The sequence below is a fragment of the Paracoccaceae bacterium genome (genome assembly GCA_033344815.1).
Taxonomy (GTDB): domain Bacteria; phylum Pseudomonadota; class Alphaproteobacteria; order Rhodobacterales; family Rhodobacteraceae; genus Roseobacter.
In genome coordinates, this window is sequence record JAWPMR010000001.1 from 3,796,581 (window position 1) to 3,816,298 (window position 19,718).

Consider the following 19,718-nt stretch of genomic DNA (forward strand, 5'->3'; position numbering starts at 1 on the left):
GCCGGGGTGCAAGCCGCCCGCCTATTCCAATGTGGCGATGATCGCGCGCAGGGTGGGAATGCCCCAGCCTTTCTCGCTGGAGGTGACCACAATCTCGGGAAAGGCTGCGGGGTGTTTTGCCAAAGCACCGCGCACCTGATCGAGCACTTTGGCGCGTTCAACCTCTTTGACCTTGTCCGCCTTTGTAAGCACGACCTGAAACGTAACGGCAGCACTGTCGAGAAGGCTGAGAATTTCGCTATCCACTTTTTTGACGCCGTGACGCGCATCAATCAGCACGAAGGCACGGCGCAGGGTCTGGCGACCGGACAAATACTGTTTCAGCAGACGTTGCCATTTTTCAACTACCGCGAGGGGGGCATTGGCATAGCCATAGCCGGGCAAATCCACCAGATAATGCGCATCGCCAGCGGTGAAAAAATTGATCTCCTGCGTCCGGCCCGGCGTGTTTGAGGCGCGCGCCAAACCCTTGCGGCCGGTCAAGGCATTGATCAGGGAAGATTTGCCGACATTGGAACGCCCGGCAAAACAAACTTCCATCCGGTCTGGGTCTGGCAAACCGGACATCGCAACCACACCTTTGACGAAGTCGGTCTCGCCTGCAAAAAGCAACCGTCCCTTTTCAGCCGTTATGGCATCAGGTTCTTCAACAACGGGGAAGGGCAGTTGCATCACAGGACCTCGATGGGATCACCAAGTGCGATGTTTCCGCCCTTGATCACTTCTGCGCGCACGCTGAAATCCTGATGACCCCAGTGTTTCAAAGCGCCAAGCGTGTCGGCATCGCGTTCGCCGGTCTCGGGATTCGCCGTGGTCGCAAGGCACCGATCCGTCCGTTCCCGCACGCGCAAGATGCACTCGCCGATGCGGACATCGCGACCCATCCAGTCAAATTCCACCCAAGGTTCGGCACCATCAAACCAGACATTGCCGCGCCAACGGTGGATTGAGAGGTCTTGCCCCATCTGTTCTTCTACGGATTTGTGCGACGCCAGATTGCACAGGGTCACGGAGGGAAAATCGCTGTCTGTGAAGCCGCGATTATCAAGTCGTATGATCCGGTCGGGCAGGGCACGGTCCTGCGGCACAAGAGGCATAACCCATTCAATGAGCTTATCCGCCTCCGTGTCCGGATGAAAGCTCAGATCCGGAAGGTCGGGATGAGACAGGCTTAGGATTTCCCGTTCCTCATCCAATCGGGAGGAAATCGCCAGCAATCCCGGCGCTTTTGAACCACGGCTGAAATTTGCACAAGGCGCCCAAGCGCTGCCATCAGCTTTGGACGCATCATGCGCCACAGCCCAAAGCCGATCATAAGGCATGGCGTGTGCCGGGCTCAACACAACTGCGTCAAGCGCTTCCCGGCCATGGCTTTTGAGGGGATGGCGCAGGATATGAGTGATTTTCATCCGTCCGGGTCCGGTTTGGATTTTTTAGCGAAACCGCCTTTGATATTCCCGAACACGTCCGGCTTGTATCCCTGGCTGCGCATGATCAAATATTGCTGTGTGAATGTGATCGTATTGTTTGCAATCCAGTAGACTACGAGTCCGCTTGCAAAACTACCCAGCATGAACATGAACACCCACGGCATCCATGCGAAAATCATCTGCTGCGTCGGATCCGTGGGCGCCGGGTTCAGCTTTTGTTGCAACCACATCGAGATGCCGAGCAAAAGCGGCAAGATACCAATGAAGATCAGCGCCATGATCGATCCTGGTTCGGGCCCATTGAGCGGGAGCAACCCAAAAAAGTTCATCAGGGATGTCGGATCCGGCGCGCTAAGATCCTGAAACGGGCCAAAGAAGGGGGCGTGACGCAATTCAATGGTCACAAAGATCACTTTATAGAGTGAGAAAAAGATTGGGATTTGCAACAGGATCGGCAGACATCCAGCCGCCGGGTTTACTTTTTCCCGCTTGTACAGCTCCATCATGCCCTGCTGCATTTTTTGACGATCGTCGCCAGCCTCTTCCTTCAGTTTTTCCATTTGCGGCTGAAGCTCTTTCATTTTCGCCATGGAAACGTAGGATTTATAAGCCAATGGGAAAAGAATAGCCTTGATGATCAGCGTCAAACCGATGATCGCCCAGCCCATGTTGCCAATAAGTTTGTTCAACTCATGCAGCAGCCAGAAAATTGGTTTTGTCAGGAAAAAGAACCAGCCCCAGTCGATGCTATCGATGAATTTTGGCACACCGGTGGATTCGTATTCACGCAGCATTGCCCATTCCTTTGCACCTGCAAAGAGCTGTGTGGTGATCTCGAAGGAAGACCCGCTTTCGATGGTTTGGGTCGGCATACGCGTGACGGCGCGGTAAACGTCCGTTCGCGCATCATAGGTGAGAGCCTGATCGAATGTCTGGCCTGCCAGCGGTATCAGAATTGCCTGCCAGAAGTGATCGGTAAAGCCAATCCAGCCTGAAGTGACGTCTTCTTTCACAATTGCCTGACGACCCCACTTTGGGTCCATTTCGGCCTCTGCGATCTCATCCCAATCGGTCTCTGTCAATTCTTCATTGGCTATTGCAACGGCGCCTTCGTGAAGGATGAAAAAGTTCTCAAGATCATCTGGTGTGGTATGCTGAACGATCATGCCATAGGGGGCCACGCTGATCGCCGCGTCACCCGCGTTCGCAACAGATTGTGTGAGCGAAAACATATAGTTGTCATCAACCGATATGGTGCGCGAAAACACCTGCCCGGCATCGTTATCCCATGTCAATGTAATTGGCTGGTCAAGGCCAAGAGTTTCGCCCGCGCTCAAGGACCATTCCGTTTCGGGCCCGGGTACGGCGGAAGGTTCGATCCCAGCGCCGGCAGCCCAGCCTTGCAACGCATAATAAGCGTCATTGGTGCCTTGAGGAGACAACATCGTGACGATGGTGGCATCTTCGGCCAGCGTGGTCTGATAATCCTTGAGTTTCAGATCATCGATACGTCCTCCCACCAGGGAGATCGAACCCGTGATGCGTGACGTTTCTATTGGGACGCGAGGCGCATTCTCAAGTGACGTGTCGGTCGATTGTGTGGGCGTACTGAGCGGCGCTGCGGCGGTCGATTCCGGCGCGGCCGGGATTGCTGTCCCGTTGGAGTTTGTGGCTTGCTCCGCCGGCAACGTATCGAGCGGCACTTCAGGTTCTGGTGGGGGGAAAAGAACAAACCACACCAGAATAACAATGAAACTGAGTGCCGTTGCAAGAATGAGGTTCTTGTTCTGATCGTCCATAGGGACAGCCACCTGATCTGTTTGATATCAGCGTGGGTTCAACAGAGTGCAGCCACAAAGGTCAAGCGGAATCGCGGATTTTGTTCGAATTCTGACCGCCGGACCTAAAACGGTTTCGAATATTGATCGAGCATCTGATTGTCGGGCGCTATAACACCTTCACCCTGTGCGGTTGCCAATGATACGCGGCACATCCTGCAATTTTGCGTTATGCGCAGCTATCCAGTCGAGAGTTTGGTCAAATGGCATCGGTTTGCCAATGCCGAAACCCTGAACATGATCGCATCCCAGTTGCGCCAGAAGTGCGTGCTCGCCGACCGTCTCAACGCCTTCCGCGAGTGTTTCCACATTCAGTCGTTCGGCCATTGTCAAAATCGCGCTGATCATGCGTTGCTGTTCCGGATCCCGATCCGCCTTCATGACAAAAGAGCGATCAATCTTGATACGGCTGACAGAGAATTTCCGGATCGAGGCAATTGACGCGTGCCCTGTGCCAAAGTCATCCAGGTCGACGCTACAACCAAGCTGACCCAACCCATTGATGTTGCGCGTAATCACATCTTCGGGGGCACCGGCGACAACCGTTTCCAACACTTCCACCGTCAGGCGATCGGGTGTGAGGTCAAATCGGTCAAGTTCCCACTTCACTTTATCCACCAGCCTGGGATTTTTTAACTCTGGCCCTGCAAAATTGACTCCCACTTTGGGGACCACAACGCCCGCGTTGTCCCAGTCCTTGAGCGCATTGAACGCCCAAAACATCATGACTTCCGCCAGGCGTTCCAACATATCGGCTTGCTCAATTGCGGGCAAGAAATCCACCGGAGAAATCATCCCGCGTTCAGGGTGGATCCACCTTGCCAAGGCCTCAAACCCGGTGACGAGCCCTGTATCCGTTGAGATCTGTGGTTGGAACCACGGTATAATCTGGCCGCTTTCCAAAGCGTTGGCGACTTCTTCGCGTAATTCCGCCTTGGTTTCTGATTTTTTGCGCATCTCTTCAGAAAAGGCTCTGATGGCGCTGGGGCCGTGGTTTTGGGCTTCGCGCAGCGCGGCGCTTGCCGCTACCACCCATTTCTCGGATGAGCCGTTTCGAACACGGCTATGTTGACAAAATCCAACGGAAGACGTGATGTAAACTGCGGTACCATCAATGGAAATCGGTTCTTCCAAGGTCGCTTGCATGCGGCCTGCGAGCTGAATGCACAACTCCAGATCCAATTGACGCACCGGCTCCAGGCAAATCGAAAATTTGCTGTCTCCCGACTGTGTGATCGCGTCATCGTCTCTGAAAATTGCAACCAGACGTTCACCAACGCGTTTGACGACTGCATCGATTGCGGATTGACCATACTGGTCTATAAGTTCCTCAAAATCGTCGATTTCGATCCTGAAGATTGCGCTGGTCAGGGTTGTTTCCTGGGCTTTTTCAAAAACTTCCTTGGAGATTTTTTCGAAACTCCGCCGATCAATCAGACCAGCCGATGTCCTGGTTTTTCCCAAAATGGCGCGAATGCGTGTCTGTCCGCCGACGACGAGGTAAATGAGCGGCGTAATCACCGCTGCGCTCATCAGGGCCCTGTCTCCACCGGCCCAGTAGATGCCAAGAGACGCGGCAGGCAAGAACGCAATCGTTGCAGGTCGCATAAGGAAACTTGCGGTTTTCTCTCGAAATTGCGACCAGTTTTCACTGAAAACCTTTGCCATACGACGTCCTATTCAATCCGGTGCCTCTTGCACAATTGACGTCAAATTATGCAGCTACCAATGACACTTCGGTTAACAGCGGTGTTTCAAGTGCGACTGGATTGAATAAAAATGTATCCAACGCAGACATACCTCTGGGCTTCCAAGTGCGTCGCATCTGAAAAAACAGACCAGCACGATTTATCGAGACGGCTTAGGATTTCACGAATGACAAGTTGCACGCTCAGCTGGTCCGCGCCTTTGCGCGACTGTTTTTGTCAAGCACAAGACCTCTTTTCCAAGTGCTGTCTTCGCACCACGCCCTCCCACTTGCGATATGACCCTGAAGAAAATCATCCCTATGTTTCAGTGCGCCGCAGTCGACGGAATTCCACAAGCATAGAAAATTGGATCGTGCGTCATGTCCGCGAAGCCGTCGAGAGATCTGGGATGGTTCAAGGAAGTTAAGGACGCAGGCTTTTTTGCCTGTGTGACAGCAAGGACAGCTACACCTTGCTTGCGATGCTTTATGAATTGGAATTGTGCAGCTTCCTCCGAGGCGAACTCTTCGCCTGTAACTTGGGCCGGCCAGGTTTTCCAACGGCAATTTTGCTGAAGTTGCCTGAAGCGAATGGTGGTACCGCACCGGATCGGATACCAGGACACTTTTTCCATCGTCATAAGCAAGACACCCGAGGGCCAGATCTTTTTGTGCGCCGTGTTCATCCTTGCGGGGGAACCTTTGCTGGATGGCGCGCGGAGTGGGAAGCGGTCGTGCTTGGTCATCACAGACAGAATCTACATCAGCTATGCAAAACAGAAATCGCACCAGACGGAAGAAATCTGCATTGCTAGCCTGGGAGTCTGTCGGTGCATATCATTGCTCAGACACGAATTTCTGTGCGCGAATATGTGCGAAACGCTTTTAGTTTTCCTGCGATTCTGTGTCCCCTTGGACAGTCTTGTCATTCAGGCTGGTGCCGCGTGCTAGCTGTGAAAAGTCCCAGAGTTTTGGATCCAGCAAGTGCGAAGGGCGTGCATTCATCAACGCCCGAAACATGACTTGTCGTCGGCCGGGGCTGTTCTTTTCCCAGTCATCAAGAATCTGTTTAACTTGCTGCCGCTGCAGTCCATCCTGACTTCCACACAGGTCACAGGGAATAATTGGGTAGTTCATGGCTTGGGCAAATCGCTCGCAATCCTTCTCTGAAACATGTGCAAGCGGACGAAGAACAAATAGATCGCCCTCATCATTCACCAGTTTTGGCGGCATTGTTGCCAGCCTCCCGCCGTGAAAAAGGTTCATGAAAAAGGTTTCCAAGATGTCATCCCTATGGTGGCCAAGGACGACGGCGCTACACCCCTCCTCTCGTGCAACCCTGTAAAGATTCCCACGGCGCAAACGTGAACACAGCGCACAAAATGTCCGGCCTTCCGGTATCTTGTCCATGACGATGGAATAGGTGTCTTGGTATTCGATCCGGTGCGGTACGCCCATCTTTTCGAGGAATTCCGGCAGCACCGTCGCCGGGAACCCGGGCTGCCCTTGATCGAGGTTGCAGACCAGGATGTCGACCGGCAAGAGCCCTCGCCATTTCAACTCGTGCAGTGCTGCAAGCAGCGTATAACTATCCTTGCCGCCAGACAGGCAGACGAGCCAACGCGCATCACGTTCTTCAACCATGCCGTATTGCTCGACCGCTTCGCGCACCAAACGCGTTATCCGCTTGCGCAGTTTGCGGAATTCGGTCGTTTGGGGTGCTCCATGAAAGAGCGGATGAATTTCTTGGGCTAGATCAGACACAATACACTGCCTATGCGAAAGAATGAGGTTTCGAAAGTGCCTATTGTCAACAGGCTGGTAGTGCTGGGATACCAACTGAGCGCTTTGTAAGGCATATTTGGAGGGATATCAGAGCAAGCTGACCGATGCTCTTTATCAGGGGATTGAAATCTCCATCCTCGAGCATTTTGCGGAGAGCGCCAGCGGTCAGTTGATCTTTGCAACCTCAGTGTTCTCACGAAGACAAGTCTGACGTCGTCAAATCAGGTGCTCCGTCGGCCATTCGTTCTGTTTTTAAAGGATTAAATACAAGCTGAACCTGCTGTTCTTGTCGGAGGCCCTCAGGCGGTCAGGATATTGGGATTTGGCAAAGGAGAGCTTAGGGAGAGGAGGTCTGGACGAATTATATGCGCGTGCCGTGCGTATGGTCTTGCGTAAAGAGAGTGGGTATCAAAGTCGTTCATGGCCAACCTGCCGGATTCGGCTTCGGACAAGGCGAACTCGCCGTTTCGCGTATCAGGATCTGGCCCACTTTGGATGCCCGATTTTCCAGGCCTGTCCGCATGGCGCGGATTTGGCTATGTGGCTCTCGGTATCGACAGTTTTTACTCACTGGACCGTCACTTGAAAGGCGGCGATGTCCCAAGACAACCGGTTCGTCCCCGATGCTTAGGATCAGGACAATTACGTTCGCCGAGCTGCTGAACGGCGCCTGCACCCCTCTGATCGCGGCTGCCAATATATGTATCCAGCAAAACCGCAGAGGGTTCAGTTTGCTCACTTGCTTCACAAGCACAATTAGCGATTTGCCGTTGTTTGTTGGACTGCAAAGCTTCAACGGATCGCGAGGTCTGGCGACAAACCCTTTCGCGCCCGTGCACGACATCTGCGCTCTGCCATACAAACACAGGTAGGCAGGCCCACACAGGCGGAAGTGCGTGTCAAAAAGCGCCAAGATGCGCAGCGTCTTGCCCAAGGCGCGCTGGTCTTGGACGATGCCCACAGTCCAAGCATCATTTAGCCCGACGGCCATTTGGCGGTTTCCCCCGAGCTTTGCTTTCACCGGGCGCTTCGAGCGCTTTTCTATGAAGTGCAAACACAGGGTCCGAACATCGCTGATCATTGGCTTGACGCCAGATTTGGTTGATGCGCGCCGCGTCAATCATTCCAATCAAAGCATCAAAAATTGCCGACATATCCCGTGATGTGTTTCGGATGATGGGAGAATGCAAGGGACGGGCTTGATGAAATCAGAAAGAGGCCATCGCTGCAGGTTTTGCTGAATGGTATTGACGCGAATTTTCGGCAGGATGGTGCTGGCATCCGTCTTATCTTGACTTGGCGGTCAATTGCACGGCGGTGACCAGAGATCGCGTTTTTCCAAAGGTTGCCAGTACCTTCGGTGACAGCACTTACGGAAGTAGAACCAAAACGTATGTGCCGCCAGCGCGCGGGATCAGTTGCAGTGACGGTAGAGCGGCCGAGGGTCGCATCGAGTTTCGTGCCCTGCGTGGCACTGGCGAGCGCCGGGATCTCGCGCCTTGATGATGCTGACAGTCTCAAGGATTGCAGAGGAAATCCATCTCACGCCGGCGTAGGTAGCTAAGCCATGGTGAAAGCAATCAGCTTCTTGTTGAACACCTCTGACGTTTCTTGATCCATGCGGGTCGCATTGCCCTTGGTCGCAATGATTTTCGCAATGCGCTGCATCACATCCTCTGCCACCTCTCTTCGCTTCTCTTTGTCGGTCTCATAGATCAATTGCATGATATCTGGCAGCACCGAGTAGATTTCCGGGAGTGTGGCACCCATTCGTTTAAGGTGGCTGTCAATCTGTGTTACGAAGGGTTCAAACTCCGAAACATACTTTTTATCGGTCTTGTTGCTTGTATAAAGGCGCTCAAACAGGATGTTGGCAGAGACGGAAATCACCATCTCGACGCTGAGCAGATGCATTACTTCCCGGTCGGGATGCTCTTCCAATTCGGCGAGCGCTTCCAAAGCCCTGATAACATGTTCCCAGGAGTTTTTTTGTGCTTCATTTGCCTCTGGTATGTCCATCTGGTCCCGCTCCAGATGTTCACCATAAGCAAGCGACAGATAGATCATGGAAAGCTCAAGTTCCGAGCGACATATCAGAAAACTGCTGCGCGCATCTTCTGCCTCATGGAGCAGTGTCCAGGCTGGCTGCACCAGATTTCTGAGGATTGGAAGCCTTTTCCGGGGGCGTTCCAGCGGCATATCAAGTATGGAAAAGCGGCGGATGACATGAGCAAAGTATCGCAAGTCAATCAGTTCGTGCGGTCTTTTCGGATCGGGCTCTGACGGCGCGGTTTCAAGAGCACGGTCAATAAAGAACTCCGCGCTGTCCCAACGGGATGCCCAGAACGCGACGGTCGCGGCAAAAAAGAAAGCGCGATGTGGTTTCACCGTTTCCACCTTGGTGATGATCTCGTCCAGACGGTCGGTGTCAGGTTTGGCCACAAAACCCGTCAGGAACGCGAACAATGGTTCCTCTATCACATCCTGAAACCGTGACAGCGGCACCGCCACGCCGCGCCGGGGTGCGGCTGTATGCGCGTTCTGTTCACGCAGTTCCTCGACGATTGCTGCCAGCGTGTGTTGAACACTGAACTTTGCATGCGCCAATTCCACCCCGGACAAAGTGTCAGAAATCAGATCAAGCACGGCGGTGCGCACATCGTCGGCTTCGACAAGGAAATTTGACAGCGCATTGAAGATTTCGATGCGACGTCCCAACAGCTTAGCGTTCAAAAATACGGTTTCACGCGACAGCCGCTCCCAGAGTTTTTTCAACTCCTCCAGCGTTTTTTGATAAGCAGGATCGAGGTCGGCTCTGCGGGCCATTTTTTCGGCCAGTTCGGCCATCGTACTGTGAAACTGCGAATGATTGTCGGAACTTGATCGGCGGTCCCAGCGCGGCAATGGGCGCGGGGCTTGTCCGACTTGCCCCCATACCGTCAGCAAAAAGGCGGTAACGGCTCGTTTGACATCCTCAAAGATACCAACGGACTTCACCTGGTTGGGCATATCCTTGGTGTTCAGAAACGGAATGTACTGACCCAGCCGGCGCAGCGGGAAATCCAAGCCCCCGAAGGTGTCTGACTGCGCAAGCCAGTCGATTGCCGCGTTATGCAAGCCTTGATCTGAAGTCACCAAAACGTATCGGACGCGCCGGCGCATTTTGCCTGCCGCGTATCGTCTTTGGGCTTCGACATTCAAACGGCAGACCTGCAAAAGCGTTTCAGCATCTCTTGTGACAAGTCTTTGAGTAGAGGCTTTTTCGCCGCCAGTGCGATGCAGTAACAAATGGTGCCGCAAATTCTGCGTGTCATCTGCAGTGACGGCCATAATCTTGGGGCTGGCCATATCGTCAAGGTGCAACGGTCGCAGCAGATTTTCATGAATGACGCGGGTGAACTCCTGCGCTTCAAACGCCTCGTTTGCCAAAAGTTCACCGATTCCGCCAAGCGGGTCCAGTGTTTCGTCAATCGCCTCGCGCAGAGCACTCTCACTTTTGCGACTGTTCATCAGGCGTACGATTGTCCGGGAAATCTCATGCGTGTGGCTGCCCTCGATCTGACGCCTTGCCTGCTGCCCCAAATGCCGCGCGTGATCTGCGACTTCTTCTGCATGCGCAGGAGAAATCATGGGTGAGGCACCCCATTGCCCCGCCAGTTGGCGCGACATTAGAAACTCCGCGGTAACCGTCGCCAGCGCCTGCATGGTTTGGACCGGTGGTCGTTCCAGCGAGCTGATCTTCAGATATTCATCTGACTTGAACGGGTTCAGGAAGAACCGAACCACATTCGCATCAAAGACATAGCGAATCTCGCCGTGTGCCTTGGCGAATTCAGCGTCATCGCCATTAAAATCAACCGAATTTTGAAGATCAACGGCACCGGCCAGGTAGCGGCCCGACTCATGACCGGCATTGCCGGTTCGGGCCCTTTCACCGGTGGCGTCAGGCGCCTCTGAGTCAGGCGAGGACATGGTCAGTGTGCCCGGGTGCAAAGAAGGCCTTGAAGCGGTCGGCTAGGGCATTGGATTTCGGCTGTTCAAAAGCAGCCGCAAATTCACTCATACCGGTCTCCTGCAATGCATTTCCGAGCGACAACATCCGATCAATCTGAAGGGTAAATTCGCCCTGATCGCGAGATATACCCCGATTGATCTGGTCCCATGCGTCGCTGTTGCCTTCAATGATCTGGCGCAATTGTCGCAGCTCGTACCGTTTTTCCCGCGCGAGCCGCATCAGGTCCACCTGATCACGCCGCTCAAGGCACTGGAGCAAGGATAGGCACAAGAAAGGGTTATAAAGCCGGTGGGACATCAGGCTATCCACCCAGTTGCCTATGATACTATCCTGCAGCATTGCCGGGTCTTCTGCCAAACCGATCAGTGCCTGATGCATGAAGCGCTGTGTACGCTCATTGCCATGTGCCGCATTCAGCCGCGCATGCAGGGCACGACCGACAGTGTCATACCCGAGTTTGCAAAAAACATCCGCTATGACCAGATAGGCATTGGCATTTTCAATGCGGGCCATTGCCATTAACAATCCGCAGATGAGGTAATCCTGACGGATGATCGAGCATTCCTCGGCAGTCTCCAAAATAATCCAAAGCGTGTCATGCAGGTCTTCTCTTGGGTTGTCATTTTCAGACTGCGTTGGCACCAGTGGATGAAACGCTTTCTGACGCGCAGCCTCGTCACTAAACCAATGCTCGATGGCCTCTTCGAACCAATCCGCGAAACCGTCGACACCGCGCATCGCAATACTGCCAAGTTTCTCCACAGAGATTTTCATGCCTGCGATCTGGCGATTGAGCCGCGCCATTTCCTCAGCCACAGCCTCGGGCGGCACATAGCCGGAGTCTGTCCACTCTTTCAGTCGCTGCGTTTCAAAATCATACCACTCGAACGCTTTTTTCAGCGCATGATCCCGTTCTTCTTTAAACTCCGCACGCTCGGCCTGGGAAAGATGGTAGTGGATGTCACGGCGAATGTCGGGATCTTCAAATGCCCGACGCGCGCTCTCAGCATCTGACAGCTCGCGCTCGGTCTGCGGGAGGCCGGCAAGAGCGCCCAATTCCTGGCGAATGGCATCGGCCTCCTCGTCGCGCAACCTCCAAATTTTCCGAGGACGTCCGCGACTAGGGCTGTTCGTTCCCAGTGAGACGACGTAGCGGCCTTTATTGCTACTTCGCCGTAACCATGAATTGACCGTATGTGGATTGACGCCCGTCGCCTTGGCAAGCTGTGCACCGGTGAACTCCTCCAGCGCCAGCATACCAGCGAGTATCTTGTACGTCTCTCCACTCATTGCCTGCGCCTTTCAACGGATCACACTCCGATTAAACATGCAAATGAGTTTAAAGTCAATATTTTTAATGCACGTGCATTTTTAATCCCAGATTGCGCCTTATCGTGCGCATCATGGCTGCCACATCCTTGTTCATGATAAATTGGTGCAGGGGATCAATCAGGGCAATTTGATGTTCTTCCCGGTATTTTGCCTGCTTCATAAGCAGATAAAACGTGCTCCGCTCCTCACGCGTCATATAGAGATTTAGGGTAAGGATGACTTGTTCCGCCCAGCCTTTGGGCTTGCCGCCCAGCTTGCGAAGGTAGACGAGGAACCTATAGATGTCATTGCGACCACTAGCGCGCGCCCTTCGGATGTCATCGCCCGGATCGTTGGCACCGACTTCCGGCATTTTGTATCTGTTGAGGTGGTATTCATAACTGGCCTGCCAGAACGCGTTGGCCATTGGCTGCAAAAGTTTAGGCAGGGCGGATTTATCACTCAAGACCTCGGCTTGCAGGATTTCACACGCCACCGCATCAACAGCACCTTCCGTGAAGGCGCAATCCTGATCGACCTGAAAACGGGCCCCATTCAATGCGGCACCCTGTGCGCCATGCACAAAGACCTCATGAAAAATCAGATAAGGCAATGAGTGGATTGCGTCGCCAAGCGCATCATCCATTGGTAAATAGACCTGCATGACCGCATCAGTCTTGCCATTTGGTTGGCGAAACTCGCCATCTACTGGCAACGTGCCAGCAGCGTCTTTCTTGCGCACGGTGGCCAGCATGATTGGCGGTACGATTTCGATGTCATTTCCATCGGCCAGCAGCCGCTGATATTCCAGCTCTGCCTGCCTGATGAAGCGACGCGTTATCTGTCGCAGGAAATCGAGGCACCGTCCGCCGGTCTCATGCTGAAACTGGAACAGGTCCGCCTCTCCGCCTTTGCACCATTTGTTTTCAACCCCACACTGACCACAATCGAAAGCCTCAACCATCGCTCCCATTTTTTCGCGCGCAGATACGAATGTTTCTGCTTCATGCGCGGCGGTATGGGCTTTCACCCGCTTGAGATACATTTCCAGAAAATCAATCAGGCTGATCGGTTCAGGCGCTTCGCCATCTTCGTGCAATGCTGAATCGATCTGGGCTTTGACTGTGAGGGCATAATTCTTGTGGTCCGGGGTGTGGTCTTCAGAGAATTCGATAAGGTGCGCCTGTCCAACGAGGTGGACAATCCACGCAGCCAGACGTTTGCGTGCCCGAAGGTCAAGCTGGGTGTCTTCGACATAAGTAATCCGGCCCAACGGTCAGCTTCCCGCCACAGGTGGTTCCTTGTCGGTAGAAAAGCGTTTCTTGATCTGGGGTTCGATCATAAGCTTCCAAGCCTTCTTGAGTGCCTCCATTACAACGGCGGTCGCTACCGCGCTGCCGACTTTGATCAAAATCGCCGTCATGACATCTGCGCGGTTTCCTTCCTCCTTTGGCGCAGCAACCACAGGCGGTTCCTGTCCCAAATCATCAATTACCGTCAGATCAACGCCCCGCGCCTCGGCCAGCTTGCGCGTATCCTTATCATTCAGCAAAAGACTCCATTGCCTTTTGATTTCTCGGTTCACATCATCAGATTTCGCAGAACCAAGCTCAGTGAGTGCGTCAGTCACGGTAATCTCCAAATACAAATTTAAAATAAAAGTTAATAATACTCGTTTTGAGCGAGTTTTCCAGAGCACGCATTCATTTTTGACGTGGATTTTCAGAGCGCATCACCTTTTTCAGGGTGGATCAGAGCGCGACAATCGCCCAGAACGGTATGCTGGCATGGCAACAAAAAACCAGATGTTGAGGATTGTCTGCTTTGCCCTTGCAGGCCAATACTGCATTGCCAAGACGCGCTTTGGCATTTGGAAGTCGTTGAACACGCCACACGGCCCGATCCAATTGAAACTGAGACAACGCTGCTTGATACTGCGGAATGTGCGAAGAGGATCTACCAGCCTTCATAGCCAAAACCCCCATGTTCAATCACAGCAAACAGGAGGCTTGACTGGCGTCCAAGAAGTTTCGAATGACGCGTTAGTGTGTTCTTTCTTCGGGATTACCATGCGGTACGTTGAGTTACCGGACGCTGAAACTAACCCGTCAAAGACAATTTGACCCTCGATCAGCCTGGTCGCAACAGCGTCGCAATAACCGAACCCTTCGACAAAGAAAGGTAAGTTTCCGATCTTGATCGTCTTGTCGCCCATACTGCCAGCCCAAATACGCTCGGTTCTGAACCCGTGCCAGGTGTCTGAGCCAAGGCAAAAACGATCTTTTCCATATCACCTCGTACCAAACTGATGCGGCTTTGATACCTTGAGAAATGCGATATTTCATTGGCTCAAACCGTCACCAGTCGTTACTTCTGCTAGCCCCCGTCGAGGACTAGGTCGGTCCAGCCAACGTCATTCGCTTCATCGATGCCTTGGCAGGTAGGCTTGGTCTTGCGGCGCGCCGCTTTGCGTCAGCCAGCCTGAAACGAACGGGCAGGCGGGGCTACCACCCCTGCCATTTGCTTAAGCTCTGTAGGACTGGATATCTCAACCGCGAACGAACTAGCCGGCGGTTAGGGGCAGAGGCGCGCCGAAGCCTGAAAAGGCCTGGCTGATGCGTCAACTATGTTCAGAATTCAGATCCATTGCCGACTTTTTGGTGCCTGCATCGCAAGGCCTTCAAGCAGGTATTTCATCAGTTTCTTGTTCTGCGCCAGAATCTTAAACGCAGGGGCGCGAGTGCTCCGCTTTAGGCGGCACCCGGATCAAAGTCGTGAACAAGAAGCGCCGCAATTTATCCGAGCCCTGCTCGACAAGCTGATCCGGTCGCATGACGAAAGCCTGAAGAAATAGGTCGCACATCTCTACATCGGCAGTGATCTGACGTTTATCCGCTGCACAGGGTTGGCATATGGCACTGCGGACTCCTCGACGGTCCCTTGTCTCGGGTGCTACATCGTTGTTGTCGTCATCTACGCCCCGGTGGTGATGGCGGTCCAAAGGGGCGCGCTCGGGAAACCGCCCCAACTGGACCCACGATTTCTGACATATGTCAGTCCAACAAAAGAGCCGACGGGTCGATCATGCGCTTCCTGGCGCTCAAGTTAACCGAGTTACGCATTGCCTTGCTGCGTTTGAGCAAGCGGCGAAAGCGCGTTTCGTCCAATGCCAAAAGCGTTGACGGTGCCATGGCACGGACCTCCACCCGGCGTGGTTTTTCCATCAAGATCCCTAATTGTCCGAACATTTCACCTCGGCCAAGGCGCCACGATTGACCACCTGTTTCCAACTCAAACGCCCCCGACGCGATGAAATAGACGCTCTTGGCCGGGTGATCCTTAGCAAGAATGACATCTCCCGAATTTGCGTGTGTCGTTCTTAGAACCTTGCTGAGTTTTTTCAGTGCTGCGTCATCCAAATCTGCAAACAAGGGGAATTGCCGGACCAGATCGGGCCCCTTCAATGCAATGTCCAGAGGTGGTCGTCCTTCGGATGCAGCACGGCGTGACGCTACATCCTGCATCAACACGGTATAGAGCTCCTCTCCGACAAGGCCATCCTCGCGCATGATCGTATATTCACGCTCTTCCAGTCGCAGTGCAGTGCGTCGAATGAAGCGGCGTTCCAATTCCTCGGCATAGCCCGGGTACTGCAACCGCAAACCTTCCAACGCCGCCTCAACAGCTTCGACGCGACGCGCCAACAACTCATCGAGAAGGTCCGCCACCCGTCGCCCGTGAATACGTCGAATGCGTCCGCCGACAAAACCGCCAAGATCGCGCAGAATAAGGCGTTGAGACAGCAATAGTTCGAACCTGTCCGCCGTCAGTCGCTTCAAGGGTACTGAAAACCGCAGATAGTGGTGCACAAAGACAGCCATCCGGAATGACCGGTTGTAGACAATGCTGTGATTGCCTGCGCGACTGTATCCGATGCGCCCGCCCGTGCGCGCGCCTTCAATCAGACGGTCCGCATCTGAAAGTATCTGCTCACTCATACTGAATGAAATTGTGCGCTCGCGCATTCGCGCAAGGATGGTATCGCGTTCCGCTCCGGCAAGGGCGATCAAACCCAGCGTAACACGATCGCGATCGAGAATTTCGATGTTTTCCTCGGCGTCCTTGACCGCTTGTTCCAGCCTATCGCCGAATTGCTTGGCTTCCGATCTTACAATTTCACGGGTCAGTTCATAGTTCTCCACAGTACGCGATACGTCCTCGCGCACGGTTTGCAAAGCCACTGCAACCACTTGACGGGAAAGCGCATCATCCAGCGGAGAGAGACGGTCCAAGCCAAGCTTTGCAATGACTGTACGCAAGGTGGTGCCCTGAACAACCAGCGTGAAGAGGGTAAAACCGGTGGCAAGAATGCCAACAACGCGTTTGACTTCTACGGGAACGCGCACGCTTTCCGTGACCGCCAAAGCCAGTGCGAGCGTCACAGCTCCGCGCAAGCCGCCCCAGAGGATTGCGGTGCGGTAAGGTCGTTCAACAATCGGAGAGAGACGGATTTTTGCCAGAAGCGGCAATAACCCAAAAAGAATTGCTGCGCGCGCCGCAATGGCCGAAACGATCACCATACCAAGCAAGCCGATGTCTGACGGGCGGACTTCTTCAAGGAGCCGCGGGATAAGCAGCGCTGCCAGAATGAAGATCAAAGCGCCAGCCCAATGTGCCAGCAGATCCCAGACCTCGCACAAACTGGTCCAGGCGGAGGGCGGTAAACGGCCAGGGCCGATCAGGTTCAGGGTCAGTCCCGCGGCCACGACGGCAATCACGCCGGAAGCGCCAACGCTTTGTTCCGCGCCGATATAGGCAAGATACGGCAACGCAATCGAAATCGAAATCTGTGCCACCTCATATCGCTCGAAGGCCGCCATGACCCAAACGGCAATCCTCGCGGCGAGCCAGCCGGTGATCGCACCACCTGCGATCAATAAAGGGAACTGCGCCAATGTCTCGCCCAGAGCCGGATCTGGCGCGCCCAGCATGACAAAGCCCATGAACAGGCCAAAAAGAGCAACGGCCGCCGCATCGTTGAGCAAGCTTTCGCCCTCGATGATGCGAGCCAATCGGCGTGGTGCGGAGATTGACCGAAAAATGCTGACCACCGCTGACGGATCTGTTGTCGATACAATCGCACCGACCAAAAGACAGGCCGCCAGTGGAAGCGTGCTGACCCAGCTCAAGGCATAGCCCACGGTTAGTGTTGCCACAACGACAGCCACAACAGCCATCATCAAAATAGGCATCCAGTCGTCGAGCATGCGGCGCAAATTCATGCCAAGCGTGGCTTGAAAAAGGAGCGTGGGCAAGAAGACGTACAGAAAGACATTGGACTTGATCGGCAACCCAAGAATTGCCATGGCAACTGGGTTCAATGCGTCCGTCAGCTCCGTGCGCAAGAAGAAAGTCGCGCCCAGACCGATCAATATGCCCACCACGGCAAGAATGACGCTGTAGGGAACGCGCAGTCGCGCTGCGAGTGGTTCGGCCACACCAATCACAATAAAGAGCGACGCAATAATGGTCGTGATGACGACAATGTCCATTTGAACGGTGTACCCTAATTCCTGAAGCCGGGTAATCGGTTGTTTTCGGTAAATATCATTGAGCAGGACCCGGTCTTGGTCATTTCATGCGTGGGCGAGTGAAATGAGGCACCGAGAGTTGTTTGCTAGGCACATAGCACTTCGCCAGCTTCTGGCAGTTCTGACCCATGACCTACCCTGTCGAGCGGGGTTTTGATCGAGGTGTCCTCACGCCCACATTTTCGCAAACTGTTTCTGAAAATACGCGGCCGTGATGTACACGCAAGGGCCCAAAAGGCGCCGCCGGGGCACGTCAAAAAAGCGTAGAGATGGGGATCCACAAGAGATCGGCGACGGGCAAAGATTTATCAGGTGGCCTGGTGCTTGATTGGTACTTGAAATGACAATATTCTGGCTGGCGAGACCAACAATCTGTTCACCACTGGCGTCAATCCTCGCCCCGGCGCAGTGTTCGAGCCGTCAAAACTGCCACATATGAATTGATCCATTGGTCCACTATCTGACGCCAGTCGAGATCAACACTCAAGCGCGCAGAAATCAGACAAGCCCCGGAAAAGTCAAACCTGGACCGGCCCCGAAGCGCCAGACCTTGCCAAGAAAGCCATAGCACCGGGACGCGTAGTGGCAGTTCCGAACCCACCAACTTTGGACATTTTACTAGAGACACAGGGTATTGCAGGTGGGGGCGTAGGATCACAAAGCTGTGAGATTTTTTTATCACATCCATTTTCTGCCCGGGGTCGGATTTCTTGGAAAAGTCACTATGTTGTTATCTGAAGTGCAGCGCGCGGATGACAACAGCTCTAGATGGTTTTGATAGGAGAATGGCAAATGAGTAGCAAACTAGATACCCGTCGTACTGTTCTGACCGGTGCTGGCGCATTTTTGATGACCGGAGCGACCGGACTTATCTCGCCTGCTCGTGCCAAAGATATCAAACCGACCCGCTCGATGCGAGGAGGATCGAATAATTACCGGCCCGGCGCGCCTGTTGTAGAACGCATTGGCGGCGGTGGTTTCTGGATGTCTGGCAGCGTGCGCCGTGCGGGGGATGGAGCACCCCTGGCGGGAAAACGGATTCAAATCTGGGCACATACAACGGAAGGACACGAGCGTGATCCGCAAAGCCACGGTGCCACACTGACCGACGCAAACGGCATATTCCGGCTTGAGATGCCACAGATCGTTCCCGCGTTTGGCCAGGCGCATGGTCACCTTGCGTATGACGACGATGAATTCGAGACGGTTTTCCTGCGCCCAGTCATGAACCGCGCGAGCGACACAAGTCTGAGTGCAGATTTCGTTCTTCAGCAGGCCTGAGCGAGGATGATACCAAAAAGATGAAGCCGATCTGGACGGCCCTCATTTGGACAGTTCTTATCACCGCAATTGTCGTTCCGATTGCCGCCGCCGCGGCCAGCCCCCTGCTGGCTTGGCGTGAACCAATTTATATTGCGGCTGGACTGGCCGGTGTCCTTGCGATGGGTTTGATGCTCTTTCAACCCTTATTGGCGGGCGGCTACTTGCCGGGTCTGTCGGTCCCGAAAATGCGGTGGATACATCGGATCGTGGGCAGTGTTCTTCTGATTGCGGTCATCATCCATGTTGCGGCGCTTTGGATTACAAGCCCGCCAGATGTTGTGGACGCCCTTCTCTTTGCGTCACCGACGCCGTTCTCGGTTTGGGGCGTTATTGCCATGTGGGCACTCTTTGCCTCTGCGCTGTTGGTTGTATTTCGGCGGCGGCTTCGTTTGAGGACGTGGCGTTTCGCTCATACGACGCTGGCCGTGGTCATCGTTTCGGGTACCGTAGCGCACGCATTGCTGATTGAGGGAACCATGGAAACAGTTTCCAAAATCTCCCTGTCCGCATTGATTTTGGCAGCCACGTTAAAAACGGTGGCTGACCTGCGTGCGTGGCGGATCCTGAGCCGAAAAAAGGCATAAAAAAGAGATATGCGACGGCATTTTGGCGACCGCTTGATGCCTTGTACAGATTGAGATCATGGCCGTAGAGACCCAACGTGCCGTCGTCGACCACTGGCTGACCAACGAAAACTCCCCCAGATCGGAGACCGGAAAGACGCGTCGCCAAAACGAC

Annotated in this window: 13 protein-coding genes; 2 read left to right on the forward strand and 11 right to left on the reverse strand. The window is 54.0% G+C overall.

The window, feature by feature from the left end:
• Positions 1-21: 21 nt before the first annotated feature.
• The 11 genes from yihA to R8G34_17805 form a co-directional block, all read right to left on the reverse strand.
• Entirely contained in the window at positions 22-672 is a 651-nt protein-coding gene (gene yihA, locus R8G34_17755) for a ribosome biogenesis GTP-binding protein YihA/YsxC (protein MDW3224697.1), read from the reverse strand.
• Positions 672-1,409 (reverse strand): MOSC domain-containing protein, encoded by a 738-nt coding sequence (locus R8G34_17760; protein MDW3224698.1) that lies wholly within the window; start codon positions 1,407-1,409, stop codon positions 672-674. The genes yihA and R8G34_17760 overlap by 1 nt, the downstream gene beginning before the upstream one ends.
• Positions 1,406-3,229: a membrane protein insertase YidC gene (gene yidC / locus R8G34_17765; protein ID MDW3224699.1), complete on the reverse strand. Its 1,824-nt coding sequence runs from the start codon at positions 3,227-3,229 to the stop codon at positions 1,406-1,408. The genes R8G34_17760 and yidC overlap by 4 nt, the downstream gene beginning before the upstream one ends.
• Positions 3,230-3,388: 159 nt before the next feature.
• The gene (locus tag R8G34_17770; protein MDW3224700.1) at positions 3,389-4,936 is read right to left on the reverse strand and encodes a bifunctional diguanylate cyclase/phosphodiesterase; all 1,548 of its coding nucleotides are present in this window, start codon (positions 4,934-4,936) and stop codon (positions 3,389-3,391) included.
• Between the two features lie 345 nt (positions 4,937-5,281).
• Positions 5,282-5,701 (reverse strand): hypothetical protein, encoded by a 420-nt coding sequence (locus R8G34_17775; protein MDW3224701.1) that lies wholly within the window; start codon positions 5,699-5,701, stop codon positions 5,282-5,284.
• 139 nt (positions 5,702-5,840) lie between these two features.
• The gene (ttcA, locus tag R8G34_17780; protein MDW3224702.1) at positions 5,841-6,719 is read right to left on the reverse strand and encodes a tRNA 2-thiocytidine(32) synthetase TtcA; all 879 of its coding nucleotides are present in this window, start codon (positions 6,717-6,719) and stop codon (positions 5,841-5,843) included.
• Positions 6,720-8,300: 1,581 nt separating this feature from the next.
• A complete protein-coding gene (locus R8G34_17785) occupies positions 8,301-10,712 on the reverse strand; it encodes a hypothetical protein (GenBank protein MDW3224703.1) in 2,412 nt (803 codons plus the stop codon).
• Positions 10,699-12,045: a hypothetical protein gene (locus R8G34_17790; protein ID MDW3224704.1), complete on the reverse strand. Its 1,347-nt coding sequence runs from the start codon at positions 12,043-12,045 to the stop codon at positions 10,699-10,701. Before R8G34_17790 ends, R8G34_17785 begins: the two co-directional genes overlap by 14 nt.
• A 64-nt stretch (positions 12,046-12,109) precedes the next feature.
• Positions 12,110-13,339: a hypothetical protein gene (locus R8G34_17795; protein ID MDW3224705.1), complete on the reverse strand. Its 1,230-nt coding sequence runs from the start codon at positions 13,337-13,339 to the stop codon at positions 12,110-12,112.
• Positions 13,340-13,342: 3 nt separating this feature from the next.
• The gene (locus R8G34_17800) at positions 13,343-13,765 is read right to left on the reverse strand and encodes a hypothetical protein (protein MDW3224706.1); all 423 of its coding nucleotides are present in this window, start codon (positions 13,763-13,765) and stop codon (positions 13,343-13,345) included.
• Between the two features lie 1,354 nt (positions 13,766-15,119).
• A complete protein-coding gene (locus tag R8G34_17805; protein ID MDW3224707.1) occupies positions 15,120-17,618 on the reverse strand; it encodes a cation:proton antiporter in 2,499 nt (832 codons plus the stop codon).
• 831 nt (positions 17,619-18,449) lie between these two features.
• Between R8G34_17805 and R8G34_17810 the strand changes: the two genes are divergently transcribed.
• Together R8G34_17810 and R8G34_17815 are read left to right on the forward strand one after the other, a co-directional pair.
• Positions 18,450-18,938 (forward strand): twin-arginine translocation pathway signal, encoded by a 489-nt coding sequence (locus tag R8G34_17810; GenBank protein ID MDW3224708.1) that lies wholly within the window; start codon positions 18,450-18,452, stop codon positions 18,936-18,938.
• Positions 18,939-18,958: 20 nt separating this feature from the next.
• Positions 18,959-19,564: a ferric reductase-like transmembrane domain-containing protein gene (locus R8G34_17815; protein ID MDW3224709.1), complete on the forward strand. Its 606-nt coding sequence runs from the start codon at positions 18,959-18,961 to the stop codon at positions 19,562-19,564.
• Positions 19,565-19,718: the final 154 nt, after the last annotated feature.

What these genes read in the sequence shown, in the direction of transcription:
- yihA (MDW3224697.1), bottom strand. Translation starts at nt 672, where the DNA reads ATGCAACTGCCCTTCCCCGTTGTTGAAGAACCTGATGCCATAACGGCT.
- R8G34_17790 (MDW3224704.1), bottom strand. Translation starts at nt 12,045, where the DNA reads ATGAGTGGAGAGACGTACAAGATACTCGCTGGTATGCTGGCGCTGGAG.
- R8G34_17785 (MDW3224703.1), bottom strand. Translation starts at nt 10,712, where the DNA reads ATGTCCTCGCCTGACTCAGAGGCGCCTGACGCCACCGGTGAAAGGGCC.
- R8G34_17805 (MDW3224707.1), bottom strand. Translation starts at nt 17,618, where the DNA reads ATGGACATTGTCGTCATCACGACCATTATTGCGTCGCTCTTTATTGTG.
- R8G34_17770 (MDW3224700.1), bottom strand. Translation starts at nt 4,936, where the DNA reads ATGGCAAAGGTTTTCAGTGAAAACTGGTCGCAATTTCGAGAGAAAACC.
- R8G34_17815 (MDW3224709.1), top strand. Translation starts at nt 18,959, where the DNA reads ATGAAGCCGATCTGGACGGCCCTCATTTGGACAGTTCTTATCACCGCA.
- yidC (MDW3224699.1), bottom strand. Translation starts at nt 3,229, where the DNA reads ATGGACGATCAGAACAAGAACCTCATTCTTGCAACGGCACTCAGTTTC.
- R8G34_17810 (MDW3224708.1), top strand. Translation starts at nt 18,450, where the DNA reads ATGAGTAGCAAACTAGATACCCGTCGTACTGTTCTGACCGGTGCTGGC.
- R8G34_17760 (MDW3224698.1), bottom strand. Translation starts at nt 1,409, where the DNA reads ATGAAAATCACTCATATCCTGCGCCATCCCCTCAAAAGCCATGGCCGG.
- R8G34_17775 (MDW3224701.1), bottom strand. Translation starts at nt 5,701, where the DNA reads ATGACCAAGCACGACCGCTTCCCACTCCGCGCGCCATCCAGCAAAGGT.